A 24,638-nucleotide genomic window follows, 5' to 3' on the forward strand; every position below is an offset into this window, starting at 1 on the left:
TTTAGCAGCAATTAAACTATGCACTTAGCAGTATTTGAATTTTACAAGTAGCATTTTCGTTGGCGATGTAGATATTCATCAACGCTATCGCTATGGCCCTCCCTGGACAAACCTTTTGGACGTCTCTCGGGGGACTTTTGGGCGTCCTTCGCGAGAAAGATGTGCGTCCCTCGCGGTGGTTTTGTGCGTCCCTCGCGGCGCAGAGGGAGGGGGCCAGGTGGCCGTGGGCTACTGCCGGTGACTTTCAGCTAGTTTTCAATCGGTCCAGCTGCTTTGTCATCCGTCCAGCTACTTCTCAATGGGTCCCAGGATCGCATTGGCCCACGCGTTGTGCAGGGATTCTTGATCTGAAGGCTGGAATAAGCCTGCCAAAGCATCACGGTACAAGCGTGACAACTCATGCTTGGAGTAGTAGGAAGATCCTCCGCATGCGCGAATAGCCTGCTCGGTGGCGCGCAGCGTCGCCTCGGCCGCAGCATTCTTCGCCGCTGACAACTGTGGCATCCAGATGGGGCCTCGATCGACACCAGCCTCGATATCACGCGCCAACTCGCGAATCTGCGGGCCCACCGCATTCATCGCCAGGGCGGCCTCGGCAATACGCCAACGAATATCAGGATCGTTGGCATACACGGTCTGATTCTTCACCGACTTGCGGGTCTTGACGTGCTCGGCAGCGACCTCGACCGCCCGCTCGCCAACCCCCTGGTAGGTTGCGGCTAGAAGGATCTCGAAGTTAGAGAAGATGCCGAAAACCACCGGATCCTTGGAAGGCCCAGGTTCGCAGCGCGTCAGAATCCGATCCGCCCGCGCATGTGCGCCCTCGAGAACGGTCGTATTGGACTGGGTGGCTCGCATCCCCAGTGTGTCCCAGTCGTCCTTGATTGAAAAGCCGCCGTCCTCACGATTGAGGATTGCGAAGACAGAGTGGGGACCGTCCTCGCCAGAATCGTCGCGCCCGAAAGTCATCAGGCGAGTCCAGGCGGGCGCCAACGAGTTGAAAATTTTTGTTCCGGTGAAGCGATAGCCGCCCTCGCCGTCGGGTTCAGCTTGGGTAATGGAGCCGAAGAGGACGAGGTCGTTGCCAGGCTCGGAGATCCCGAAGCCGTAAAGTTCACCGGCCGCGGCCTCGCGCAAAATGATCTCTCCGCGTTCGTTTCCGTTGCGCACCAGGTGGCGGCCCAAGCCGACGATAATTTGATGCATATTGATACCCAAAGCGGTTCCCGGAGCAGCTTTTGCCAAGCGAGTCTGTTCGGCGGCGATCTGCTCCAAATCCAGTCCCGCACCCCCAAACTCTTGCGGAACAAAAGCAGCGAAGTAGCCGGCAGCTTTGAGGTCGGTGTAATCGTCAGCGGGGAAAGTGTTTTCCAGATCGTGAGTCGCTGCGCGCTCGTGGATCGTGGCAAGCAATTCATCGCTGAGGAACGCCATGAGAAATCCTTTCAAGGGCGACTAAGGTGATCCTTAATCTAGTAGGCCTTTGGACTTGGGGCCACCGATAGAACGAGCCGATGAATAGTCGAGTAGACAGTCAAACATTCGTATTTGCGGACCGTACTGGTGCGAGGTCGGCCGTGCGTCGAGTAGGTTGGTCCCCGTGAGCCCCAAGATTGCACCCATGAGTCCGCGGCAGCGTTTCCTCAAAGAACGTCAACGCAAGCAGAACCTGACCTTCGCTGTACTCGGCGTAACGATGGCTGTGCTGTTCGTCCTCGCTTCCTTGGTGTTCTCGGGGCTTTTGCCGGTTCCTTTCGGCAATGAGTTCAACAAGAAAATTGAATTCGCTGCCGTAGGTGATCTTGTCTGCCCATCTCCTGGCGCCATGCCGGTGGATCCGGCATCGGTTAAAGTTCAGGTGCTCAACACAACGTCAAGGCAAGGTATCGCCTCCCAAGCTACGCAGATGCTTATTGCGGCTGGATACACTCCGGTAGACCCCGGTAACTCCGTTGGTGAATATGCCGGGACAGTTGAGATCAACGCTGGTCCGAAGGCGGTCAATGCTGCCTACACGCTGGCGCGTTTCTTCCCCAATGCGAAAGTTATCCTCACCGAAGCCACTGATGACACCGTTTTTGTGATGCTTGGGACCTTCTACGACGGTGCTCTAAACGATGATGATCTCAAGCGCATCATGGAAACGCAAGAACCCTTAACCGCTCCCCAAGACTGCCTGTACTTGGAGTCTGACTGGGCCAAAGCCCAAGAGGTTGGGGAATCGGATACCGAAGCTGGTAGCGAGTCTGATGCTCAGAAGGATCAGTCTTCAGCCGATCAGTCGTCTGTGCAGCAGTCGGGAGTCCAATCAGGGGGCTAGATCTGGCTGATCTACCAGCCGTACTGGATGCCTTTTCGTCAAACGAATAGGGCGTCCGTGTTGAGGCCAGATGTTAGTGTCGGATCGTGCGTCGAAAGATCTTCATTTACGGGTCGTGTGTTGCCCGCGATATCGTTCGTGTGACAAGACGTTTTGAGGTCTCTCAGTACGTTGCTCGCCAGACGATTACTTCGGGTTTTAGTCCGCCTCTTGCGATTGATGCCGACCTGAGCTCGGTTGGAAGCAACTTCAGCCGGAAAGCATTGCAGGGGGATTTGGCCTCGAATGTTGGTCAAACTTTGCGACGGTACGCAGTAGAGTCAGACGCGATCATCATTGACATTGCAACGGAACACTGGGGAGTGACCAGACTTGAAGGTGACGCCTATCTGACGTTGAGCACCGAATTAGCGAAGTCAGGCCTTCTTGCGCGAGTCTCTCATTCGCCCGCGATTGTGATCGGTTCGGACCGCCACTTCGGTCTGTTCAAGCGAGGTGCAGCAACTCTTAAACGTCAGCTGGACGCGCTCGATGCCAGCCGTAAGACGCTTGTCCTTTGCGCACCTTTTGCGCGCGAGACAACAGACGGAGAACCTGTGCCGCCGTCAAAGAACAAGACTGCAGCCGAATTGAACTCCCTCATGGTTCCTTATGTTGAAGAACTTCAACGACTCGGGTTTCAGCTGGGCAAAACTCCACCCAAAGAACTCGTCGTTTCGACAAAAGACCATCAATGGGGTCCTGCCCTGTACCACTATGTTGATGAGATGTACGAGTGGTGGGCTGATGAGATTGATCAGTTTATTGACACGCTCTGATTTTCACTTTTAGTCGAGGGTTCCCTCGTCGTTGATCGCGCGTAGTAGGGTATAGCCGTCGTGTCCAAACCAGACGGGGATCGAGGGCGGAATCTCGTAAAGAGCTTCGGGGACAAGAGCATCGAAGGACCCGTGGGACATGAACTGTTCAATTTCTGAGAGTGAACGGATCGCGATCCCCGCGACATGATCGGGATATTGACGCGCAAATTCCGCGTAAATCTCAGGGTCGCGTTGGCCGTCGTCGCCAACAAGGACCCACTTAATCCATGGCATTGTGCGCGTTAGTTTGCGCAGCTCGCGACGCTTATGTTCTCTACCTGACCGGAACCAACCAGTATTCGAAGGGCCAAAATCAGTCATCAGGAAACCACCGTTGGGGTAGCCACCACGCTCGAGAAAATCTCGAAGCGTTGGAACCACATTCCATGCTCCAGTCGACAGATACATGACAGGCATTGTCAGCTTGGTGCCATCCTGACCAACGGGCGTCAGCTGCTTGCGCGTAATTGCTGACAAGAGTTTTGACATCCCCGGCACGGCTTCGCGTGAGGAAACCCGGTCAACGAAGGAGTATTTCGCGGCAGTTAGAAGTCGCGGAAGCATCGTGACGATCACCGTGTCGTCAATGTCAGACACGACTCCGTACTGCTCTTGTTGGCCGACGATGCGCAGCTTGACGGGGACGGGATGGCCCGCGCGGATCCGGTCCATTCCACTTGCCGTGACGGTTGTGGTACTACGAGGTCGGGTTTGCGCCCCTGCCAGATCGTCTCCTTCGCGCAGCCCCATCGCGTTGACGTCGCCCTCGTGGAGCACTTGGATCCAGGCGGTGTGGTTTCCGGCTGCGAGCCCGTGTCCGGCAACCGTCAGATCGATGTATCCGCCGCGGTCGGCGAAGGTCACTCGACGGGCCTGTCCTACAGTGACAAGGACGGGTTGGCGGGGGACCTGAGCGTCGAAGAATTGACGCCAGCCGCGCCGATCTTTGAGCCATAAGCGTTGGTCGCGTTGGCGTTCCATAATGACTCGACCCAAGATTCTGGCCCGAGTGGTTGATCCGTGTCCGCCGAAAGCGACGACTCCGGGGTGAAAACCCCAGTCGTAGAGTGTGCGTGCAATGGTCGTGGAGCCAAATTCACCGGCTGCGTTGGCAACGGAAAGCGCCAGTGACGGCGTCTCATCGTCGATGACGGGGCGCAGTCGGGCTACTCGTCGGAGAAAATGTCGCAGGCTCACGCATGTCATTGTGCCCGATGAGTTGGACTTATGGGTGAACCGGATGTGGCCTGCGGCTTCTTATCCAGCCGTACTATCTGTGTGCGAATGCCGCGTAGGTACGCGGATCGGTCATTGTCGAGGGGGCTGTGTTGAAGCCCTGACAACGAGGCCGGGTTGGAACTTTTTATGGGAGATCCGCGCCGAATCCTGCCCTGAAGCCAGGAGCATTTCAACGGCTTCGACGCCGAGTTCTTCCATGGGTTGGCGGATTGTGGTCAGCGGCACCGACATTTCCGATGCGATCGCAATGTCGTCGAAGCCGACTACAGACACGTCCTTGGGAATAGAAAGGTGCAGGTCGCGTAGTACGGAGACGACACCGAAGGCGATGAGATCATTGGCGCAGAAAATTGCGGTCGGGAAGTCTGCAGGGAGGGTTGGTGGGGCCTCGTCGGAGGCGGCGAGGTCGATCCCCGCGCCGGTCAGTAGGCTTCGTGAGCTCATGCGGCCGGCCTCGGCGGTAAAGTCCTCGCCCTCGTGGGCAACGAGTTGGATCTGGTGCTCCGGGTGTTTGGCTTGGAAAGCATCAATGGCATCTTGGACGCCGAGGGAACGTTGGCGGGCCTGACGAACCGTGTGCGGCCCGTTGAAGAAGGCGATATTGCGGTGTCCGAGGTTAAGGAGGTGCTCGATGGCGAGGGCGGCTCCGGCGCGGTCATCGATGGAGATGGAGGGCATATCCTCGGTGTTTCCGGGGAAGTCGAAGAGGACGACGGGGATGCCGCGTTTGACGATCTCGTGAGCGACCTCGAGATTTTCGTCGGCTGGGGTCAGCAGGATGCCTCTGACGGCTTGGCCGGCGAGGGCGCGCAGGAGTTCGGCCTCGGTGTGTTCATCTGCGTGGGTGGAGGATAGGGACATGACGCAGCCTGCTTGGCGTAGGCGTTGTTCCATTCCTGCTGCTGCCTGCATGAAGAATGGGTTCGTCAGGTCGAAAACAGCGACCCCAACCAGGGGGGAGACTCCACGACGTAGAGCTTGAGCGGTTGGGTTGGGGACGTAGCCGAGTTTGTAGATGGCGGCTTCGACCCGTTCACGCACGTCGTCGCGTACGGTCCCTCTGCCATTGATGACATTGGAGACGGAGCCAACGCTGACCCCTGCTAGGGCTGCGACATCTTTGACTCCTGGAGCCTTATTGGCGGGCATTTCTTGGTCCCTCTGTACTGACGTTTGTCCGGTGGTGAATTCCAGGAATAGTCCTGGTTGTGCTGCTATAGACCCATTTAACACGTGTATGTGGCGCAAAGGAATCCGGGTTTGGGGGCAATGTAGACGAAACGATTCATTTTGGAAAGGTCACGATTTGAATCGCGTTTCAATTCTGTGTTGACATACGCGGCGAAACCGTGCCAGACTCCAGATCACTGAATCGTTTCAACCTCAACGTGGAGGTGGTCGCGTGCAACGCGAAACTACTCAGCCCGTTGTCTCCTTGCAGCATGCAGTAAAGAAGTTTGGAAACTTCGTTGCGATGGCAAATGGATGCATCGAGCTGTATGCGGGCGAGATCCACGCCCTGGCCGGCGAAAATGGCGCAGGCAAATCCACTCTGGTCAAGGTCCTCGCAGGCATTCATCAGCCAAATGCTGGTGAGTTTCTTGTTGACGGCCAGCCTGCCGTCTTCAAAACCCCAGCCGAGTCCAAGGCCGCCGGAATCTCGGTCATCTACCAGGAACCGACCCTCTTCCCCGATCTGAGCGTCGCAGAGAATATCTTCATCGGCCGCCAGCCCGCCAAGGCCCTTGGCATGATCGACCACGCAAAGATGCGCGCCGATGCCCAAGATCTCTTCGACCGCCTCGAAGTTGATATCGATCCGGCCATGTCAGCAGAAGGCTTGTCCATCGCCGATCAGCAGATCCTCGAGATTGCCAAAGCGATCTCCCTGGATGCCAAGGTCCTTATCATGGACGAACCGACTGCTGCACTTTCGGGCCACGAGGTCGAACGCCTCTTCACTATTGCTCGTTCGCTGCGTGACCGCGGCGCAGCCCTGATGTTTATCTCCCACCGGATGGATGAAATCTTCGGCCTGTGCGATCGCGTGACAATCATGCGCGACGGCAACTACGTCTCTACGCGCATGCTGTCAGAAACCGACGAGCCACAGTTGGTTCGGGACATGGTTGGCCGCTCGGTCGAACAGCTCTTCCCCAAACTTGAAGCCGAGATCGGAGACGTTGTCCTCAAGGTTGACGGGCTCACCCGCACCGGTGTGTTCGAGGACGTATCCTTCGAAGTGCGGTCCGGTGAGATTGTTGGCCTGGCAGGCCTGGTCGGTGCAGGCCGCTCGGAAGTTGCGCGCGCCATTATGGGTATCGACAAGGCTGACAGCGGTACGGTCGAAGCTTTCGGCAAGAAGCTACGCAATGCCGACACGGTCGGGGCCATCAAGGCTGGCCTCGGTTTTGTGCCCGAGGATCGTCGTAAGCAAGGCCTGGTGATGAACCTGTCGGTGCTTCGTAACACCACCTTGACACTGCGTGACAAGCTCGCCAAAGCGGGCCTCATCAATGACGCGACCGAAGCTCAAACCGCCGAAGAATGGTCCAAGAAGCTCGAGGTCAAGACCTCCAGCCAGTACAACCCGGTTTCCTCCCTTTCGGGCGGCAACCAGCAGAAAGTTGTTCTGGCCAAGTGGCTGGCTACCGACCCCAGGATCCTCATCGTTGACGAACCAACGCGAGGCATTGACGTCGGCACCAAGTCCGAGGTTCACCGTCTGCTGTCCACTCTGGCCCAGTCCGGCGTTGCCATCATCATGATTTCCTCCGAACTGCCCGAGGTGTTGGGTATGTCTGACCGCGTCCTCGTCATGTGCGAAGGCCGCATCACCGGCGAATTCTCACGTGAAGAAGCCAATTCAGAGAATGTCATGACCGCGGCCACCGATCACACGAAGGCGGCATCATGAGCACCGCAATCGCAGCCCCTAAAAAAACCAGCCCTCTGCGCAAGTTCTTCACTCAGCGCGAGATTCCCGTCATCGTGGCTTTGCTCGCCCTGGTCATCATCACCTGGGCCCTCAACCCTCGATTCCTCACCCCCCAGGGTGTTAAGGACCTCCTGCTCAACGCGACCATCGCGATGCTGATGGCGGCAGGGCAGTCGCTCATTATTTCGAGCGAGGGCGTCGACCTGTCCGTCGGTGCGATCCTTGGTTTCTCAGCGTTCTTCACGGGATTCCTCTTCGCCGAGGTTCCCAACATCCCGATCATCGTCGTCTTTATTGCAGGAAGCCTGCTGGGCGCGATACTCGGTGCAATTAACGGTACGTTGGTGACGAAGGCAAAGGTGCCAGCCATGGTCATCACCTTGGGCACCATGTACGTGTTCCGAGGAGCCCTGAACTGGTGGGCCGGATCCACCCAGTACTTCGCCGGTGACCGTCCCCATTCCTTTGGTGAGATGGGTGTGGCCACAGTCTTCGGATTCCCCGTACTGACACTCCTTGCCATCGGTGTGATCGCTCTGGTGTCGATCTACCAGCGTTACTTCCGTTCCGGTCGTGACCTCTACGCCATCGGATCCGACCGCGAGGCCGCCGCCGTCTACGGCATTCCCGTCGGCAAGCGCGTGTTCTCCGCGTTCGTTATCAACGGTGCCCTCGTTGGACTGGGTGGCGTGCTCTACGCCTCCCGATTCAATGCCATGGGAGCCACGACCGGTACCGGCATGGAACTCGACATTGTTGCGGCCTGTGTCGTCGGCGGTGTGGCCATGACCGGCGGTGTCGGTTGGGCCTACGGCGCGGCGATCGGTGCCCTGCTGCTCAACACCATGACCTCGGCGCTGACAGCAGTGGGGGTGTCGAAGTTCTGGCAGAAGGCCGTCGTCGGCATGCTCATCATCGTCGCCATCCTCATTGATCGGATCTCCACGATCCGTCGCCAGGAGGCCTTGCGTAAGAAGGGAGCGGCAACATCATGAGCACCGCTAGAACCCAGACGAAGAAACAGGGCAGCGAAGTTATGCGTCGCCTGTGGGTATCCAGGGATACCAAGATGGCCCTGATCCTCATTGCAGCCGTCCTTCTCGCCCTCGTATTGATCCCGCGATTTGGCCAACCCAGGACCCTGACATTCCTGACCCTGGACGTGGCCACCACCCTCCTCATGGCCCTGCCCATGACGCTGGTGATGGTTAATGCCGATATTGACCTATCCGTCGCCTCCACCGCAGGTCTGATCTCAGCGGTCATGGGTGTTCTGGTCCAATCCGGCATGAACTTCTGGCTCGTCGTTGTGGTCTGCCTGCTTGTGGGTATCGCCTGCGGTGCCTTCAATGGCATCATCACCGCATACGTCGGGATCCCAGCCCTAGCGGTCACCATCGGTACCCTTTCTCTCTACCGAGGCCTGGCTCTGGTGGTCATCGGCGATAACTCGATCTCCGCTTTCCCCGAGTGGGCAACCAGCTTCGCCACCGGTAGCTTTGGTGCAACGGGGATCCCGTATGTGTCTGTGCCTCTGGCGATCTTTGTCCTCGCCTTCTGGATTCTTCTGCACAAGACTCCCTACGGACGAGGCCTGTACGCCCTCGGACATTCGCAAGAAGCGGCGCGCTTCGTTGGTATTGATACGAAGAAGTCACGCATGATTGCCCTGACTCTCTCAGGCTTCATGGCAGCGGTGGCAGGTATCTTCTACACGCTTCGCTACTCAGCCTCCAAGTCCGACAACGTCGAAGGCTTGGAACTGACCGTCATTGCCGCGATCGTCTTTGGTGGCGTCTCGGTCTTCGGTGGTAAAGGCTCGATCTGGGGTTCGCTCTTCGGTGTCTTCACCGTCGGTGTCCTCAACTACGCTCTACGTCTCAACCGCATCCCAGAGGTCGTCCTTGTGATGATCACCGGTCTGCTCCTCATCGGATCCGTTGTGGCTCCCTCGATTGTCAACGCCTTCAAGGAATGGCGATCGAAGTCGCAGCGATCCACCGCCAAGTAACTGCACACTCACCCACAACACTGGCGCGACCGCGCCGACTGAAAGGAAAGACGAAGATGTCTCGACTCAACCGCAGCGTCGCTGCATTTGGAGCCATGGCCATCATGGCCTCCATGTCCCTGGCCGCATGCTCGGGAGGCGCCGACACCACCACCGATAGCACCGCCTCGGGCTCCACCGAAAAGCCCGCAGCCACAGCTGACGGCAGCTACGACGTTGCCGACGCCACGATCACTCAGATCCCCAAGCAGCTCAATAACCCCTTCTCCGACGTCATGCTAGGTGGAGGCAGCGAAGCTGCCAAGGAACTTGGATTTGCCGATGCCCAGGTTGTTGGCCCGCTCGAGGCCTCGTCCTCGTCTCAGGTGTCCTTCATCAACACCGAGATCCAGGCCGGAACCAACGTCCTGGTCATTGCAGCCAACGACCCCGATGCGGTGTGCCCTGCGCTGAAGGATGCACGTAGCGCAGGCACCAAGGTTGTCACCTTCGACTCCGATGCTTCCGAGGATTGCCGTGACCTGTTCATCAACCAGGTCGATTCCAAGCAGGTTGCGCTAACCATGCTCGAGATGGTCTCCGAGCAGATCGGCGGCGAAGGCAACATCGCCATCCTGTCCGCTACCGCGACCGCGACGAACCAGAACGCCTGGATCAAGTTCATGGAGGAAGAGATTGCCTCCAACGACGCTTACAAGGGCATCACCATCGTTGACAAGGTTTACGGCGACGACGAGGACACCAAGTCCTTCCAGGAGACCCAGGGTCTCCTCCAGGCTCACCCCGACCTGGACGCCATCGTTTCGCCGACCACCGTTGGTATCGCGGCGGCTGCCCGCTACCTGTCGACCTCCGAGTACAAGGGAAAGGTTGTCCTGACCGGCCTGGGCCTGCCCAACGAAATGCGCTCCTTCATCAAGGATGAGACCGTCAAGGAATTCGCTCTGTGGGATCCCGCCCAGCTTGGCTACGTGGCCACCTACGCAGGTGCTGCTCTGCACTCGGGTGCTATCACCGGCGCCGTGGGTGACACCTTCACCGCTGGTTCCCTGGGTGAGCGTACCGTTGAAGAGGGTGGCGTTGTCCTGGTGGGTGACCCGGTCAAGTTCAACGCTGACAACATTGATGACTACGACTTCTGATCCTCGATAGTCCAAGTGGCGGGGCGGCTGGGGATATTCCCCGACCGCCCCTGCTGCTCAGAGGCCAAGCCCTTTTGTGGGCGGGTTTGGTTGAGGCAGAACGGCCTTGCAGCGGCTTGAACATGCTTGAAAAAGTGCGTATGCCCTTGACAAGGTGAAACGATTCATTTTATAGTTGCGGCTAACAGTTCCTATTCAATGACGAAGGAGGATACATGGCCGAGTTCCCAGATCTTGACAGCCTTCTGGACAGCAATGAACAGCAGTCGCCAACACGCCAATGCTTCCTGCTGAGAGTCCGCCCCGAGATGCTCGCCGAATACGTCGACGTCCACCAGCGAGTCTGGGACGAAATGCGCCAAGCCCTCACCGACAGCGGATGGCGCAACTACTCACTCTTCCTCGAAAAAGAAACAGGACTATGTGTCGGATACTTCGAATCCGATGACGTCGACGCAGCGCAAAAAGCCATGGCAGACACCGAAGTTAACACCCGGTGGCAAACGGCAATGGCCAAATACTTCCAGCCCAACGGTGGAGGCAGCGCCCAGATCCTGCCCCAATACTTCTACCTTCCCTAAACAGCGGAACCCGGGCGGCCTCGCCCTCGTCCCCACACACCACGAAATAAACCTCTGAGGAGAAACCCCATGGTCGCCCTATCTGACCTCACCGCCGAGCAGCGCCGCCTACTCAATGAACAAACCATCGAAGTCCCCTCGTGGGCCTACGGCAACTCCGGCACCCGCTTCAAGGTATTCAGCACCCCCGGAACACCTCGCGACCCCTTCGAAAAGATTGCAGACGCTGCCCAGGTCCACAAGTACACCGGCCTAGCCCCCCGAGTCTCCCTGCACATCCCGTGGGACAAGGTCGACGACTTTACCAAGCTGCGCCAGTACGCCGAAGAACTCGGCGTCCAGCTTGGCACCATCAACTCCAACGTGTTCCAGGACAACGACTACAAGTTCGGCTCCCTGACCAACACCGACGAAAAGATCCGCGCCAAGGCCATCGCCCACCACGTCGAATGCATCGACGTCATGCGCGCCACCGGATCCAAGACCCTCAAGATCTGGCTGCCTGACGGCACCAACTATCCCGGCCAGGACTCCATGCGCGTGCGCCAAGACCTGCTGGCAGACTCCCTGGCCCAGATCTACAAGGAACTCGACGACGACCAGCAGCTCCTCCTCGAATACAAGTTCTTCGAGCCCTACTTCTACACCACCGATGTGCCCGACTGGGGCACCTCGCTGGCCCACTGCCTCGCCCTGGGTGAGCGCGCCGTCGTCTGCCTCGACACCGGCCACCACGCCCCCAATACCAACATCGAATTCATCGTCATGCAGCTGCTGCGAGCCGGACGCCTGGGTGCTTTCGACTTCAATTCGCGCTTCTACGCAGACGACGACCTGATCGTCGGCGCCGCTGACCCGTTCCAGCTCTTCCGCATCATGCGTGAAATCGTCACCGCGAACGCGCTGGACAAGGACTCGGGCGTCAACTTCATGCTCGACCAGTGCCACAACCTCGAGGAAAAGATCCCCGGCCAGATCCGCTCCGTCATCAACGTCCAGGAAGCCACCGCCAAGGCCCTGCTCGTCGACGAGGATGCCCTCAAGAAGGCTCAGCTCGAACACGACGTCATTGCAGCCAATGACATCCTCATGGATGCCTTCTGGACTGACGTTCGCCCGCTGCTGTGCGAACTGCGTGAAGAAAAGGGTCTCGAGGCCGAGCCACTGGCAGCCTTCAACGCCTCCGGCTACCTTGCCAAGATTGCCGAAGAACGCGTGGGTGGCCAGCAGGCCAGCTGGGGCGCCTGATCACCACTGACACCTAAGGCCGCTCCGCCCAAAGTATTGAACCGGATGGCAGCGAATCCCACTATGGGGACACATTGCGATGGAGGGCCGTCCCGCACCCCGGCACGGGTGCGCGGGACGGCCTCATTCGTGCCAACGCCGTGACCACGAAACGAGAAATAATATGACTTGGACCGTTGCAGCAGTTGACCTAGGAGCCTCATCCGGGCGCGTCTTGCGTACCGTATTCAATGAGGGCGTCCTGAGCGTCGAGGAATGCGGGCGCTTCCCCAATGGCCCGGTGCGCGTTCCTGTCAACGGCGGCGACGACTTCGAGTGGGACATTCTTGCTCTGTGGACGGGCGTGCGTCAGGGCCTGGCCGAGGCTGCGCGCCGAGGACCCGTTGATGCCATTGGCATCGACACCTGGGCTGTGGACTACGGCCTGCTGGATGTCGATGGACGCCTCGTCGGCAACCCTCAGTGTTACCGCTCCCCGCGCACGGCGGACGCCGTTGATGCCGTCTACGCGGTGATGAACGCCGACGTGCTCTATGCTCGCAACGGTCTGCAGTTCCAGCCCTTCAACTCGATGTTCCAACTCATTGCCGACAAGGAACAGGCCCGTGCCCGTGAGGGCGTCAAAATGCTAATGATCCCCGACCTTCTTGGCTATTGGTTGACAGGTCGGCGTGTCTGCGAGGTGACGAATGCATCGACGACCGGCCTCGTAGATCCCCACACCCGCTGCTGGGACCCCGAGGTTCTCGCACTCCTCGCTGAGCACTTTGGCGTCGATGTGCCCGGTCTCCTGCCCGAACTCGTCGAACCCGGCGAAATCGTCGGCCCCGTGCGCCTGGACGGTGTTGACCTGCGGACCTCTGCGGGTGAGCCGACTCCTTTGGTTGCTGTGGGGACTCACGATACCGCGTCGGCTGTGGCAGCAGTTCCTGCAGTCGACGGCAAGCGCTTCGGTTTCGTGTCATCAGGTACTTGGTCGCTAGTTGGCACTGAATTGGATGAGCCGGTGCTTTCTGCCGACTCGCGCGCCGCGAACTTTACGAACGAACTAGGGGTGGACGGCACTGTGCGATACCTTAAAAACATCATGGGCATGTGGGTTCAGCAAGAGTGCCTGCGACAGTGGCGAGCCCAAGGAGACGCAGACCTATCCTGGCCCATCCTGGACGCTGAAACGGATGCGGCCCAGCCCATGCGAACGCTCTTCGACATCAATGACCCCGAGTTCTTCGCGCCCGGAGACATGCTAGGGCGGATCAACGCCTGGTGTGCGAAGGTCGGTGAGCCCTTGCCTGAGAACCGCGGGCAGCTGCTGCGCTCGATCACCGAGTCACTTGTGGTTGCCTACCGGCGGGCACTGCGCGAAGCCTCGGAGCTATCGGGCCGCCTCCTCGAGGTTATCCACATCGTTGGCGGCGGCTCGAAGAATGCCCTCCTGTGCCAGGGGACCGCCGACGCAACCGGGCTCCCCGTGGTTGCAGGCCCAGTTGAGGGAACGGCCTTTGGCAATATGATCGTGCAGCTACGGGCTGTTGGGGCTCTTGAAGGCAGCCTGTCGGATCTGCGTGTGGTGGTTGCTGCGTCTGAGACGGTGACCCGGTATGAACCGCGGCCCGAGGCAATGGCAGACTGGGATGCCGCCGAGAAGCGGGTGTGTGGCTAGGCCCCGGCAGCCGCTTCCTCCCCGCCGACTCCCAGTCGTTCCTTTTTCCGCCGAGAGCAGACCTTATGGTCGTTTTTGGCCCGAAATTGGGCTGGATTTGCCCACAAAGTCTGCTCTCGGCGCATGTGGGGGCTAGAAGACGCTCTGAAAGCCAAGTCATTTCGGTTTCACCCGCAGTTTTAGACACAGTCGTTCGGCAAGTTTGGAGCGCTTCTGGCGTTTTCGCAGGTCACAGAGGTGCGCCTAAATTTGCAGCGGGTGCAGACGCCACGACTGTGTCTATTTTTGCGGGTTGGGGAAGGCTAGAGCCGGTATAAGGGCAAGACAATCGGGGCCTGCCCGTCCAGAATCGGACAGGAGGCCCCGATCCTTATGCGGGCTAGCTCTGCGTCATCCATTTCCGGCTGGCCAATGAGATGCCACCCGCACAGGCCGTGATTGCCGCAGCAGCCAAAATCACCGCGGTCGTCAAGCCAGTTGCGGCTAACGAGCCCGACTTTCCTGACGCTTTCTTGGCTTTAGTGGATGACTTCTTTGCCTCATCAGACAAAGATGAACCTGCACCATCCGAGGCTTTGTTGCCTGAGACGATCACCGTCACACGCGCCTCCGCTGACAAGGCCGGATCGGCTTGGGACAACACAACTCGATGTGCTCCCAGATCAGCATCTGTGGGAATCGTAAATGTGAAGGTCACCGAACCATCCTCATCAGCAACAGCAGAACCAATCGTCACCGGATCTGAATAGAACACAGCATCGACCGCGACCTCTGGGGCGAAGCCACTGCCTTTAATGATGATTGCTGCGCCTTGCTCAACGCGCTCGGGATCGACCTCAACTGACGGTGCAAAGGTGGGAGTGCTCTGGTCAACGGGCGTCACCGTTCGCAACACGACTGGCTCCATCAGACCTGCCGGCATTAACTGATCCGAACCATGTGTTGACGCATAAGCTATGTACTTCGCGTTCGCTACCGGATCAGTCGCGTAAGCCTGTTTCAGACAAACCCTGCGATTGTTTTGCGCAGGCTGAACTTCAATCTCGATGGTGTTCTCACCAGAGACAAGAGCCTCGGCAATATCCACACGGAACGGTGAATGCGTCAACTGCTTCGTCAAGGCTGACGGCAGTGCCGAATTCACTCGGACAGTAACAGCTTGGCCAACAGAACCAAGGTCAAGAACGGCTCCGCCCTCGCGAATCTCGTCAACATTCGACACGTTGAAGCTGGTCCGGTAGGTGCCAGCATTGGTTACGCACGCCAGCTGCCCATCAAGAAAATCCGAGGATGTCCAGTCTCCCAGAACACTGCCGCCGTCTTCACCAAAGACCTGGGATTTAGAAACAGAAGGCACCTTTGCTCCGATATTGTCCGCGGTGACTTCCAAGGTGAAATCAGCCAGTTCAAGTGTCTGATCACCGCCGAAGGTTGTGATCGAATCAGGTAGCCCAGCCGATAGATGCTCAGCGGAGAAAGCTGAACCCGCGGGCTGACAGAGGAGAACAACTGCCCCATTGGCTTCAAGAGTTGCGTTGGCCGTGCTATTTTCAACATCTGACTTGTGGATTGTGCCTTGCTCGAGGTCGAGCCAGAAGCAGGTTGCAGACGCATCTGCGACCTGCGCTGTCAGCGTTGTCGCGGAGTCAGCTGAAGTGTTACGGAAATAAGCGAGCTCAGCGCCCTCGTCGAGGCTGCGGCGGTTGAAACGCACCGAATCGTTGGTCGCGTAGGAGATCGCCGCCGTCGAATCCGCCTTAAGGGCAGTCACGAGGGTGTCCGTTGATGTCAGACCGCCCATCGCTTGAAAGATTGCGACTGCCTGCGCGTCGAGGTCGGTGTAAGCGCCATCGGCATAACCCGGCTGCGAGCTCACTGGCGTTTCGTGGAAGTAAATCGGCGCTCCTGCAGACCGCAGGGTCTGCAAAGCTTTGAGAGTTTCCAACGGAACCGAAGCGGCTTCAACGACGAGGGCGTCGTAGCGAGTGTTGCCATTGGCAATCAGTTCTCCGCCTTCCCAGACCAACCCATTGATGATCGTGTCGTCGTTGATCATGTCCCAGGCCAAGCCATTCGATTGAAGGACGTTAATCGTTGAAATCGGTGTGGCGTCGGAACCAAAACCTGCAGTCTGAGCGAGGTCTTCCAGCATGGGCTTGTAAACAGCCACGTCAGCGCTGGGCGAACCCAACTGCATGGTGTAATTCGCGCGCGACGCATAAGCGTTCAAAGTTGGCCAGTACGAGTTCAGAGGATTTTTTCCTCCATAGCAACACCAATGGTTGGCCATGCACGCCATCCTTCCTCAGTGAACAGATCGTCATCCGAGGACGATGCCTCAGAGCCGAAATAAGGGGCGGATAGGCCGTGGTAGAAGAAGTTATTGACTCCCGAAGTGGCCATCAAGTCGTAGCCCTGTTTGAGGAACTCTGGAGTGACAGTAAATGGTACTGAACCAAGAGTGAAGACCTCCGATGTCACCAGCTTCTTTCCATACAGGTGAACGCCCGAGGACACGCGTTTGAGGTTGTATTCGTTGAGGCCTTCAGTTTCTGGAATGTCGACGTACTTGGCTGCTCCCAAAATATCGATCGGGGATTGTAAGCCTGCTGGCGGTACAAGATGCCGTAGTTAGCTAGGGTCGTCGAGAATGCTTCCATTCCGTCCTGGAATGCTTCGTTCACGAGCTGCGCATAGTCGTAGTTGACACGCTTTGCCTCGTCAGCAGTCAGTCCTGCATCAACCAGGCTCACGTCGCCTCCGCTGAAGCGGCTGAGCTCAAGTGGATTAAGCCCCTGATCAGCAAAGTTCAGCTTGATAGTCGGAGCACCGTCAATAAGGAACGACTCCCCGAAATACTGGTAGAAACTGGGAATGAACTTCGTGATGTCGTAGCCGAGCAGCTCTTTCGACTCTGCGGCTGCCTGAACTACCTGGTTGTAGTGCGCATCCGTGTAGAACTCGTAGGAGTCATTGAAGGCTGCGCGCACATCACGCGAATTGATGATTTTGTTCAGCTCGGCTTGGCCTAGCCAACCGTTGACCATGTTGGTTACTGCTCTGCCATCGAGGTGGTCAACGACGCGGTTGCGCTGTCCGGTAGTCGTGTTCTCAACGATTGAGTTGAAGCCATACGAGCCAGTGTGTGTTGAATCCAAGGCGATGACCTCATAGCGACCAGCTTCAAGTCCCGCCGTATCGAGATTGACAGTAGCGGCCCCTGCTTGCGGATACAGGACCGTCGCATTCGCCAAATCAACGACTGTCTTATTTTGGTAGGTCTTGACCGATGAGAGATCCGATGACAAGGACTGGTTGTTGCTGGATAGTGGCTCGCCCTCGTCAAGGACTTTGGCAATGATTACGCTGGAAAGCTCAGCTACCGACGGATCCCATTCGGCAAAGTCGAAGCCAAATTTTTCGGTGGCGAAGATGGGGGAAGCTTCGACATCAGGAATTTGAATGTCAATGGCGGCGCCGGGGGTGATGTTAAGCGTTGACCTACCCAAGGCCATTGTGGCCTGAGAATCCGCTAGCGCCACAGAGTCGTCGTTGGCCAGGTATCCCGAACCGATATTGAGGTCAACGATGATGCCAAGTTTGTTGGCGTGGGCAATGACTTTGTCGAGTTTTTCGAAGTATTCGGGGGACTCGTAAGAGGCAATCTGTTCGATGTCGTAGCCGAGTCCTTTGGAGTCGTAAAAGTATCCGGTGGTTGTGCCATCCCCTGTCAGGAAGCCTTTGGAGAAAGCCACGATCTCAACAGCTCCGAAGCCCTTTTCGTGGAGGTAGTTAACTTGAGCAATGAGATCTTCAGTGGAAGCAGCATTGCCGGGCCACCACCAGCGCACACCTGGGCGGTAGGTGATGTCCGGATTGGCGAATTGTTCCGCGTCCAGAGTTGGCGTGGTTGCTGCGTGAGCTTGGTTATGGGCCGGTACGTTGATCATGGTCAGCGCCAGTGGGAGAGCTGCGAAAGCCACGAGTGCTCGTGCTCTGTGTTTGTGCGAAAACGCCATAGGTTTCTCCGTTGAAATCGATGGTGATGGGCGTGATCGAAACATCGATGTAACGATTCACGTGATAGGGACTACAGGCGATTCGCTAGAGGAATCTCACGGATTCGCTCGATTGAAGTACGAGTTGTCGTTGATTGTCAGCTCCGGGCTGGGCCAGATGTCGATCGCGCTACGAGTCGGGGCGTGATGACTTCGTGAACGGAGTCCTTGCGCCCGTCGATGCGCTCGAGAAGTAGCCGGATCGCGATCTGTCCTGTTTGGATCCCCGACTCGTCGATGGTGGTCAGCGAGACTCGGGAAAGGCCTGCAGTGTGTACGTTGTCGTAGCCGGTGATCGACAGGTCGTCCGGGACATGCAAGCCGAGCTCGTCGGCGGCCCGAAGTGCGCCGAAGGCGGCGGAGTCGGCTCCTGCGAATATCGCTGTCGGAGGATGTTTCCTCTTGGTGACTCTGTGTACCGCGTCGAATCCGCCGGATTCTGAGTATGCGGTGGTGATGACGTCGGGGGTTAAGCCGTGGGCCTCCATCGCGTCGGTGTATCCCTGTAGGCGTGCGGTATGGGAGAGTTTGAAATTCTGCTCGGTTGTTGTTGAGGGCATGGTGATGTGGGCGATCCGCTCATGTCCTAGGCCCGCGAGGTGGTCGATCATCAGGCGTGCGCCGAGAGCCTCGTCGGTGACCACGGTGTCGAAGCTTGAGGCGGCGCCGTGCAGTGCGATCGTGACGATTGGGAGTGTTCGGGAGAATCGGGCTAAGAGCTTCTCGTCGAGGCGTGGAGCGACGAGAATCAGGCCGTCGACTTGCAGATCGATGAGCTCCTCTAGCCGCTTGGCATAGCGGTCGGGGTCGAGTCGTCCGTTGACGATGAGGTCGTGGTAGTCAGTGTTCTCCAGCTCGTCCGCGATCGCCTGAGCGATCTCGAACTGGAAGGGTGAGGAGAAGTCGACGAGTATGACGCCGATTGAGTAGCTGTGGCCCCTCATTGCGCGGGCTCCTGCTCGAGGGCGATAATTGAGCTTGTCGATCGCTGTGGTCACGCGCTCCCTCATCTGGTCTGATACGCCGTATGCGCTGCGCAGGACCTTGGACACTGCTGCCACTGAAACACCTGCCTCTGCAGCCACGTCCTTGATGGTTGCGCGCGGTGGAGGGGTAGCCATTGATTGCCTCCGTTCTTTCGCTGTCTTGATCAGTCTATGTCTCAAGGGAGGGCAATGTCGATAACGGTATACGTGAATGCATTCCTGCAGATATTCGCTCAAGGTGGGGTTATCGAATCGTCGTTGAGTGGTGAGGTTCCTGCTGAAGTTAACCTGGAATACCTTGCGATTCCGCTTAATTCATCTTCTTGTTCGGTAGCTTTTTCGACTGCTTTTCAGGCCGTTGTCCTATGTTGGAGCAAAGCCTTGACAGTCTGGGACGCGTGTGCGTATCGTGACGCGTAGAACGTTACACGATTGGTGTGGCGCTCGGAGGATGCCTCGATTTCGTTCAATGACGGACAGTTACCGGAACGGGGTTTCAAGTGACGAAGGAGTACACGATGAGACGCAGTCTTCCTATGACAGTTGCAGGAGCCGCCGCTCTCTGCCTCACCCTCGCGGCATGCACGGGAGGCTCGACTGGACGCAGTGCCGCAGGAGTGCAGAAGACCCTCACCCTGGGTATGGCCGCCGATATCCAGGGTTGGGACCCGTCGAACCAACCTGGATATCAGGGCTGGGCCGGCGAGGCCGTCTGGGACACCGTCATCCGGTGCGATGAATTCGGTAAGCCGCTTCCCGCGATGGCTGAAACCTGGGAGATCAGTGATGACCAGAAGAGCTTTACCGCACACCTGCGCGAAGGTATGACTTTCACCGACGGAACGGCTGCTGACGCGGAGGATGTGAAGGCGACCTTCGAATTCGTCTCGCAGAACGGAGGCGCTCAGGGCAACTATGCGGGTATCGCTCTCGAAGTCTCCGATGCCAACACCATCACCGCATCCTGGCCGGAACCCCAGGCGCAGATGATCAACCGGATGTGCGCTCCAAAGATCACCAGTAGCGAAGTCATCGCATCCGGCGAAGTCAATGACGTCCCGCTCGGGTCGGGCCCCTACATCCTCGACGAGAAGGCGACCACACGCGGCTCCGTCTACTCCTTCACCAAGAACGAGGCCCACTGGAACGCGGACTCCTACCCGTACCAGAAGCTCGTCCTCAACGTCTACGACTCTGAGACCGCGGCACTCAACGCACTCAAGACCGGACAAATCGACGGCACCCTCATCAACGCCCAGACCTACGACGAAGTCGTCAACTCGGGCTTCAAAGTTGCCACCATGAACGGACAGACCACGCGTCTGCTCTTGACGGACCACCTCGGGCAGGACATCCCCGCCCTCGGCGACGTGCGAGTCCGCCAGGCGATGAACATGGTCTTCGACAAGGAAGCAATGGTTAAGTCCCTCTACACGGGACACGGTAAAGCCTCCGCTCAGATTTTCCGCGAAGGATCTGACGCCTACATCGACGACCTGACCGATCCCTACCCCTTCGATGTTGACAAGGCCAAGGCCCTCATGAAGGAAGCGGGCTACGAGAATGGATTCACCCTCCAGCTGCCGACGATGGCAGGACAGAACCACGACGTGCTCATGCCCTATGTCACCCAGCAGCTCGCCGAGCTCAACATCACCGTCGAACAGGTGCCGCTGTCGGGCGCGAATGCCATCTCGGACCTGCTCTCGGGAACCTACCCCGTCGTCCTCTGGCAGTTGGGCAACCTCGGTGATTCACTCACCGATATCGACATCGTCGTTCGATCGACCGGCTACTGGAATCTCAAGCACCAGGACGACGCCTTCATTGAGGAGCAATGGAGCACCATCCTGACGGGCGATGAGTCCCAGAAGAAGGATGCCCAGCAGGCGATCAACCAATACGTCATCGATCAGGCATGGTTCGTGCCGATGGTCAACCCCGACGGCTTCTACGCCCACACCGCCGATGTGAAGATCCCTCACATCTCGGACGTCGAGGGCCTTTCGCCCAAGCTCATCGACTTCCAGTGAGTCCGAGCAGCGGCTGGTCAGGAGTTCGACATGCTCAACCTGTTCAAGAACCTCGTACGATCTTTCGTCGTGCTCGTCATGGTCACTTTCGTGGTCTTCTCTCTCATGTATGGGAACGGCTATGGGATCGCCCGCGCGGTGCTCGGCCTCCGCGCCCGTGAAGAGGACATCCTTGCGAAGGTCGAACAACTCGGATTGGACCAGCCGCTGCTCGTTCAGTACTGGAACTGGGTGACCGGGATTTTCCGCGGAGACCTGGGACGCTCCTTCTACACGGGGCAGGGCGTTGCCGAAGCACTGTCCACTAGGGTTCCGGTCACCCTGGCCCTGGTCATCATCGCCCTGATCTTCACCGCCGTCCTAGCCGTGATCCTCGGCGTCACCGCCGCGGTGGCGGGAGGCTGGGCCGATAGGGTCGTCCAATTGACCTCGGTGCTGGGAACCGCGATCCCATCGTTCGTGCTGGCCATCGCGCTCGTCTTCGCCTTCGCGATCTACTGGCGGGTTCTGCCGGCAACCGGTTATGTCTCCCCAGACGTCGATCCCGTCGGATGGGCGGCTTCACTCGCCCTTCCCGTCACCGCCCTGCTTGTCGGATCGGTCGCGTCCGCTGCACAGCAGTTCCGCACGGCCACCCTCGACCAACTCGGTAAGGATTACGTGCGGACCCTGCGCGCACGAGGCCTAGACGAACGCGCGATCATCTTCCGGCACGTCCTGAGGAATGCCGCTGCTCCAGGACTGACCGTCCTCAGCCTGACGGTATTCGGTCTCCTCGGCGGCGCAGTCTTCATCGAGCAGGTCTTCGCCCTTCCCGGAATGGGCCAGCTGGCCAATCAATCGGCCCAGATTTACGACGTTCCCATGGTCATGGGCACCGTCCTCGTCACAGCTGTCATCGTTCTGATCGTCAACTTTCTCGGCGATCTGGCGATCGCACTGCTCAACCCGAAGGTGAGGATGCGATGAGCGCCTTTAAACCACACGCAACCGATGGGCGCAGCTCCGGCGATGAATCCATCATTCAGGCACTGCTGCGCAACCCCATCGGTCTCATCACCCTGACTTATCTAGTGTTGATGATCCTCGTTGCGATCTTCGCGCCCGTTCTGGCCCCCACGGGCCCGCAAGTCACCGATTTGTCCGCCACCAATGTCGCTCCGCTGACAGAGGGACACATCCTGGGTGGTGACGGCTCGGGCAGAGACATCTTCTCCCGCTTGATCTGGGGATCCCGACAGACTGTGATGGCCAGCCTCATCATCCTCGCGGTATCCCTCGGTGTCGGTGTCACTTGTGGACTCCTCGCTGGTTTCTACCGTGGACGCTTTGAGACGATCTCCGGATTCATCTCCGACATCCTGATGTCGTTGCCGTCGATCATCTTGCTGATCGCGCTCTACGCCTTGACCGGGCCGAACATCCCGGTCGCCATGGCGGCATTCGGCCTGCTCACGGCCCCCAGTTACTACCGGTTGGTGCGATCCGTTGTTTTGGGAGTGCGCCGCGAGCTGTACGTCGACGCCGCCCGAGTCGTGGGCCTGTCGGATGCACGGATCATCGGCAGACATGTCCTGTGGGCCGTGCGAGCCCCCGTTATTATCCAGGGGTCCTTCATCCTGGCCTCTGGCATCGGTATCGAGGCAGGGATCTCCTTCCTGGGATTGGGTGATCCTGCCGGAGTGTCCTGGGGCATCATGCTCCAGAATTCCTTCAACAGTATTTACACCAACCCTGTTGCGGTCATCTGGCCCGCCGTCGTCATCTCTATGACGATCCTGGCACTGATTCTTCTGGGCAATGCACTGTCGGACGTTCTCCAGTCCTCCGCACGTGCACGCCGCGTCCCGCGCGGCCTTCGTGTGCGCGCCGCCGCCGAGACTAAGGAACTCCATGATGGTTCAACGGGAGCACCCGACGCAGATGCTCTGCTCTCGATCCGTGGCCTGAGGGTTGGATACCCGACTGACGACAACGATTTCCGTGAAGTGGTCCATGGCGTCGACTTCGATGTGCACCGCGGAGAGATCCACGGCCTTGTCGGAGAATCTGGATCGGGTAAGTCCCAGATCGCTTTCTCCATTCTCGATATCCTTCCTCAGGAAGCTCTGCGCTTGGGTGGCGCCGTTTACTTCGACGGCGAGGACATCAGTACCCATTCGGAAGCGATGCGACGAATTCGCGGAAGACGCATTGGCTACGTGCCACAGGAACCGATGTCCAACCTCGACCCGTCCTTCACCATCGGTAAGCAGCTCGAATACGGCATCCGAGCGTCAGAGTCTGCGCCGAAGGAAGACATCGAGAAGAAAATTGTCGGTCTGCTCGAATCCGTGGGGATCTCTGATCCACTCAGAGTAATGAACCTGTACCCACACGAGATCTCGGGCGGGATGGCACAGAGGGTGCTCATCTGCGGTGCCATGGCCTGCGATCCCGACCTCATCGTCGCTGATGAACCGACTACGGCCCTGGATGTCACCGTTCAAGCGGAGATTCTCGACCTCCTGCGTGAACTGGCACGGACCCGCGGGCTCGCAATGGTCCTCGTCACCCATAACCTCGGTGTCGTCGCTGATCTGTGCGACCGGGTCTCGGTGATGAAGGACGGGCATATCGTCGAAGAGGCCGACGTGACCGATCTGTTCGAGAATCCCCAGGAGGACTACACGAAGGAACTCCTGTCCTCCTCCCTGTCCGTTGAAATGTGCAAGGAAATCTGATGAGCACCGAAAATGCCGATCCACTGCTCGAAGTTGATGGACTCGTCGTCGCCTTCCCGGGACGCCGGCGGAATGAAACCACGACTGTGATCCACGGAGTGTCCTTCACCCTCGAACCGGGTAAAACACTGAGCCTCGTCGGGGAATCGGGTTCCGGCAAGACCACGATCGGCAGAGCGATCCTGGGCCTTGCGCCGGTAACTGAGGGCAGGATCCGCCTGCAAGGCAGAGAGATCTCGTCTCTGGGCCGTGCTGAGAGGCGCTGCGTTGCTCATGACATTCAGGTCGTTTTCCAGGACCCATATACCTCCCTCAATCCGGCAATGAAGATTGGAAAGATTCTTGCCGAGCCGCTGGAAGCTGCAGGCGTTGGAGAAGCATCGATGAGGGTCAAGGAATTGCTGGACGCCGTTGGGATGCCCGCTGATTCCGTCACCCGTTACGCCAGAGAATTCTCCGGAGGACAGCGTCAGAGAATCGCCATCGCACGCGCCTTGGCGTTGGAGCCGAAGCTCATTATCTGCGATGAACCAACGAGCGCGCTGGACGTCACCACTCAGGCGAGGGTCCTCGAACTCTTCACGCAGATTCAGAAAGAGACAGGGGTCTCATACCTGTTCATCAGCCATGATCTGGGTGTCGTTAACTCCATCAGTGACGATATTGCAGTCCTGTACCACGGACGCATCGTCGAGATGGGGGCCGCTCGCAGGGTTGTTACGGCACCCCAGCACGATTACACGCGTGAACTTCTTCTGGCTGCCCCACTGGCAGATCCCCCTCGTCAACGTGAACGCCGCCGGGCTAGACGCGTGCTGTCGGCGCGCGAGCTCTGA

Annotated in this window: 20 protein-coding genes; 13 read left to right on the top strand and 7 right to left on the bottom strand. The window is 58.4% G+C overall.

From position 1 onward, the window contains the following. Positions 1-288: 288 nt before the first annotated feature. Entirely contained in the window at positions 289-1,434 is a 1,146-nt protein-coding gene (locus tag G439_RS0100615) for an acyl-CoA dehydrogenase family protein (RefSeq protein WP_022867255.1), read from the bottom strand. Positions 1,435-1,621: 187 nt separating this feature from the next. Here G439_RS0100615 and G439_RS10600 point away from each other — a divergent pair, with 187 nt between their 5' ends. Together G439_RS10600 and G439_RS0100625 are read left to right on the top strand one after the other, a co-directional pair. Continuing rightward, entirely contained in the window at positions 1,622-2,320 is a 699-nt protein-coding gene (locus G439_RS10600) for a LytR C-terminal domain-containing protein (RefSeq protein ID WP_022867256.1), read from the top strand. Positions 2,321-2,406: 86 nt separating this feature from the next. Beyond that, on the top strand, positions 2,407-3,138 hold the full coding sequence (locus tag G439_RS0100625) for a DUF6270 domain-containing protein (protein WP_022867257.1): 732 nt from the start codon (positions 2,407-2,409) through the stop codon (positions 3,136-3,138). A gap of 9 nt (positions 3,139-3,147) precedes the next feature. Here G439_RS0100625 and G439_RS0100630 read toward each other — a convergent pair whose 3' ends face one another. Together G439_RS0100630 and G439_RS0100635 are read right to left on the bottom strand one after the other, a co-directional pair. Beyond that, the gene (locus G439_RS0100630) at positions 3,148-4,377 is read right to left on the bottom strand and encodes an App1 family protein (RefSeq protein ID WP_022867258.1); all 1,230 of its coding nucleotides are present in this window, start codon (positions 4,375-4,377) and stop codon (positions 3,148-3,150) included. Positions 4,378-4,488: 111 nt separating this feature from the next. Next, positions 4,489-5,568, bottom strand: a complete 1,080-nt coding sequence (locus G439_RS0100635) for a LacI family DNA-binding transcriptional regulator (protein ID WP_022867259.1) — start codon at positions 5,566-5,568, stop codon at positions 4,489-4,491. Between the two features lie 253 nt (positions 5,569-5,821). Between G439_RS0100635 and G439_RS0100640 the strand changes: the two genes are divergently transcribed. The 7 genes from G439_RS0100640 to G439_RS0100670 all read left to right on the top strand — a co-directional run bounded on the left by G439_RS0100640 (position 5,822) and on the right by G439_RS0100670 (position 14,002). After that, positions 5,822-7,336 (top strand): sugar ABC transporter ATP-binding protein, encoded by a 1,515-nt coding sequence (locus G439_RS0100640; RefSeq protein WP_022867260.1) that lies wholly within the window; start codon positions 5,822-5,824, stop codon positions 7,334-7,336. After that, positions 7,333-8,352 (top strand): ABC transporter permease, encoded by a 1,020-nt coding sequence (locus G439_RS0100645; RefSeq protein WP_022867261.1) that lies wholly within the window; start codon positions 7,333-7,335, stop codon positions 8,350-8,352. Before G439_RS0100640 ends, G439_RS0100645 begins: the two co-directional genes overlap by 4 nt. Next, the gene (locus G439_RS0100650) at positions 8,349-9,368 is read left to right on the top strand and encodes an ABC transporter permease (RefSeq protein ID WP_022867262.1); all 1,020 of its coding nucleotides are present in this window, start codon (positions 8,349-8,351) and stop codon (positions 9,366-9,368) included. The genes G439_RS0100645 and G439_RS0100650 overlap by 4 nt, the downstream gene beginning before the upstream one ends. 56 nt (positions 9,369-9,424) lie before the next feature. Next, entirely contained in the window at positions 9,425-10,510 is a 1,086-nt protein-coding gene (rhaS, locus tag G439_RS0100655) for a rhamnose ABC transporter substrate-binding protein (RefSeq protein ID WP_022867263.1), read from the top strand. Positions 10,511-10,725: 215 nt separating this feature from the next. Beyond that, on the top strand, positions 10,726-11,091 hold the full coding sequence (locus G439_RS0100660; RefSeq protein ID WP_022867264.1) for an L-rhamnose mutarotase: 366 nt from the start codon (positions 10,726-10,728) through the stop codon (positions 11,089-11,091). Between the two features lie 69 nt (positions 11,092-11,160). Beyond that, the gene (rhaI, locus tag G439_RS0100665; RefSeq protein ID WP_022867265.1) at positions 11,161-12,339 is read left to right on the top strand and encodes an L-rhamnose isomerase; all 1,179 of its coding nucleotides are present in this window, start codon (positions 11,161-11,163) and stop codon (positions 12,337-12,339) included. A 163-nt stretch (positions 12,340-12,502) separates the two neighbouring features. After that, positions 12,503-14,002 (top strand): rhamnulokinase, encoded by a 1,500-nt coding sequence (locus tag G439_RS0100670; protein WP_022867266.1) that lies wholly within the window; start codon positions 12,503-12,505, stop codon positions 14,000-14,002. Positions 14,003-14,381: 379 nt separating this feature from the next. Here the strand turns inward: G439_RS0100670 and G439_RS0100675 are convergent, their stop codons facing one another. The 4 genes from G439_RS0100675 to G439_RS0100690 form a co-directional block, all read right to left on the bottom strand. Continuing rightward, a complete protein-coding gene (locus G439_RS0100675) occupies positions 14,382-16,292 on the bottom strand; it encodes a glycosyl hydrolase (RefSeq protein WP_165544507.1) in 1,911 nt (636 codons plus the stop codon). Next, positions 16,250-16,483 carry a hypothetical protein gene (locus G439_RS12830; protein WP_022867268.1) on the bottom strand — a complete coding sequence of 78 codons (234 nt, stop codon included), beginning with the start codon at positions 16,481-16,483 and terminating at the stop codon, positions 16,250-16,252. The genes G439_RS0100675 and G439_RS12830 overlap by 43 nt, the downstream gene beginning before the upstream one ends. Beyond that, positions 16,480-17,985, bottom strand: coding sequence for a hypothetical protein (locus G439_RS0100685; protein ID WP_022867269.1), 1,506 nt, complete (start codon positions 17,983-17,985; stop codon positions 16,480-16,482). The genes G439_RS12830 and G439_RS0100685 overlap by 4 nt, the downstream gene beginning before the upstream one ends. Positions 17,986-18,158: 173 nt before the next feature. Continuing rightward, the gene (locus tag G439_RS0100690) at positions 18,159-19,181 is read right to left on the bottom strand and encodes a LacI family DNA-binding transcriptional regulator (RefSeq protein ID WP_022867270.1); all 1,023 of its coding nucleotides are present in this window, start codon (positions 19,179-19,181) and stop codon (positions 18,159-18,161) included. A gap of 383 nt (positions 19,182-19,564) precedes the next feature. Between G439_RS0100690 and G439_RS0100695 the strand changes: the two genes are divergently transcribed. Genes G439_RS0100695 through G439_RS0100710 form a run of 4 tightly spaced genes read left to right on the top strand, consistent with a single transcriptional unit; the run spans position 19,565 to position 24,638 of the window. Next, the gene (locus G439_RS0100695) at positions 19,565-21,079 is read left to right on the top strand and encodes an ABC transporter substrate-binding protein (RefSeq protein ID WP_026459244.1); all 1,515 of its coding nucleotides are present in this window, start codon (positions 19,565-19,567) and stop codon (positions 21,077-21,079) included. A 30-nt stretch (positions 21,080-21,109) separates the two neighbouring features. Further along, positions 21,110-22,048, top strand: coding sequence for an ABC transporter permease (locus tag G439_RS0100700; RefSeq protein WP_022867272.1), 939 nt, complete (start codon positions 21,110-21,112; stop codon positions 22,046-22,048). Then, positions 22,045-23,802: a dipeptide/oligopeptide/nickel ABC transporter permease/ATP-binding protein gene (locus G439_RS0100705; protein ID WP_022867273.1), complete on the top strand. Its 1,758-nt coding sequence runs from the start codon at positions 22,045-22,047 to the stop codon at positions 23,800-23,802. Before G439_RS0100700 ends, G439_RS0100705 begins: the two co-directional genes overlap by 4 nt. Next, complete coding sequence (locus G439_RS0100710; RefSeq protein ID WP_022867274.1) at positions 23,802-24,638, top strand: ABC transporter ATP-binding protein; 837 nt, start codon at positions 23,802-23,804, stop codon at positions 24,636-24,638. The genes G439_RS0100705 and G439_RS0100710 overlap by 1 nt, the downstream gene beginning before the upstream one ends.

It is taken from the genome of Schaalia vaccimaxillae DSM 15804, from assembly GCF_000420425.1.
GTDB classification, from domain to species: domain Bacteria; phylum Actinomycetota; class Actinomycetes; order Actinomycetales; family Actinomycetaceae; genus Pauljensenia; species Pauljensenia vaccimaxillae.

What these genes read in the sequence shown, in the direction of transcription:
- G439_RS0100615 (WP_022867255.1), bottom strand. Translation starts at nt 1,434, where the DNA reads ATGGCGTTCCTCAGCGATGAATTGCTTGCCACGATCCACGAGCGCGCA.
- G439_RS10600 (WP_022867256.1), top strand. Translation starts at nt 1,622, where the DNA reads ATGAGTCCGCGGCAGCGTTTCCTCAAAGAACGTCAACGCAAGCAGAAC.
- G439_RS0100635 (WP_022867259.1), bottom strand. Translation starts at nt 5,568, where the DNA reads ATGCCCGCCAATAAGGCTCCAGGAGTCAAAGATGTCGCAGCCCTAGCA.
- G439_RS0100645 (WP_022867261.1), top strand. Translation starts at nt 7,333, where the DNA reads ATGAGCACCGCAATCGCAGCCCCTAAAAAAACCAGCCCTCTGCGCAAG.
- G439_RS0100650 (WP_022867262.1), top strand. Translation starts at nt 8,349, where the DNA reads ATGAGCACCGCTAGAACCCAGACGAAGAAACAGGGCAGCGAAGTTATG.
- rhaS (WP_022867263.1), top strand. Translation starts at nt 9,425, where the DNA reads ATGTCTCGACTCAACCGCAGCGTCGCTGCATTTGGAGCCATGGCCATC.
- G439_RS0100660 (WP_022867264.1), top strand. Translation starts at nt 10,726, where the DNA reads ATGGCCGAGTTCCCAGATCTTGACAGCCTTCTGGACAGCAATGAACAG.
- rhaI (WP_022867265.1), top strand. Translation starts at nt 11,161, where the DNA reads ATGGTCGCCCTATCTGACCTCACCGCCGAGCAGCGCCGCCTACTCAAT.
- G439_RS0100670 (WP_022867266.1), top strand. Translation starts at nt 12,503, where the DNA reads ATGACTTGGACCGTTGCAGCAGTTGACCTAGGAGCCTCATCCGGGCGC.
- G439_RS0100675 (WP_165544507.1), bottom strand. Translation starts at nt 16,292, where the DNA reads ATGGCCAACCATTGGTGTTGCTATGGAGGAAAAAATCCTCTGAACTCG.
- G439_RS0100690 (WP_022867270.1), bottom strand. Translation starts at nt 19,181, where the DNA reads ATGGCTACCCCTCCACCGCGCGCAACCATCAAGGACGTGGCTGCAGAG.
- G439_RS0100695 (WP_026459244.1), top strand. Translation starts at nt 19,565, where the DNA reads ATGAGACGCAGTCTTCCTATGACAGTTGCAGGAGCCGCCGCTCTCTGC.
- G439_RS0100700 (WP_022867272.1), top strand. Translation starts at nt 21,110, where the DNA reads ATGCTCAACCTGTTCAAGAACCTCGTACGATCTTTCGTCGTGCTCGTC.
- G439_RS0100705 (WP_022867273.1), top strand. Translation starts at nt 22,045, where the DNA reads ATGAGCGCCTTTAAACCACACGCAACCGATGGGCGCAGCTCCGGCGAT.
- G439_RS0100710 (WP_022867274.1), top strand. Translation starts at nt 23,802, where the DNA reads ATGAGCACCGAAAATGCCGATCCACTGCTCGAAGTTGATGGACTCGTC.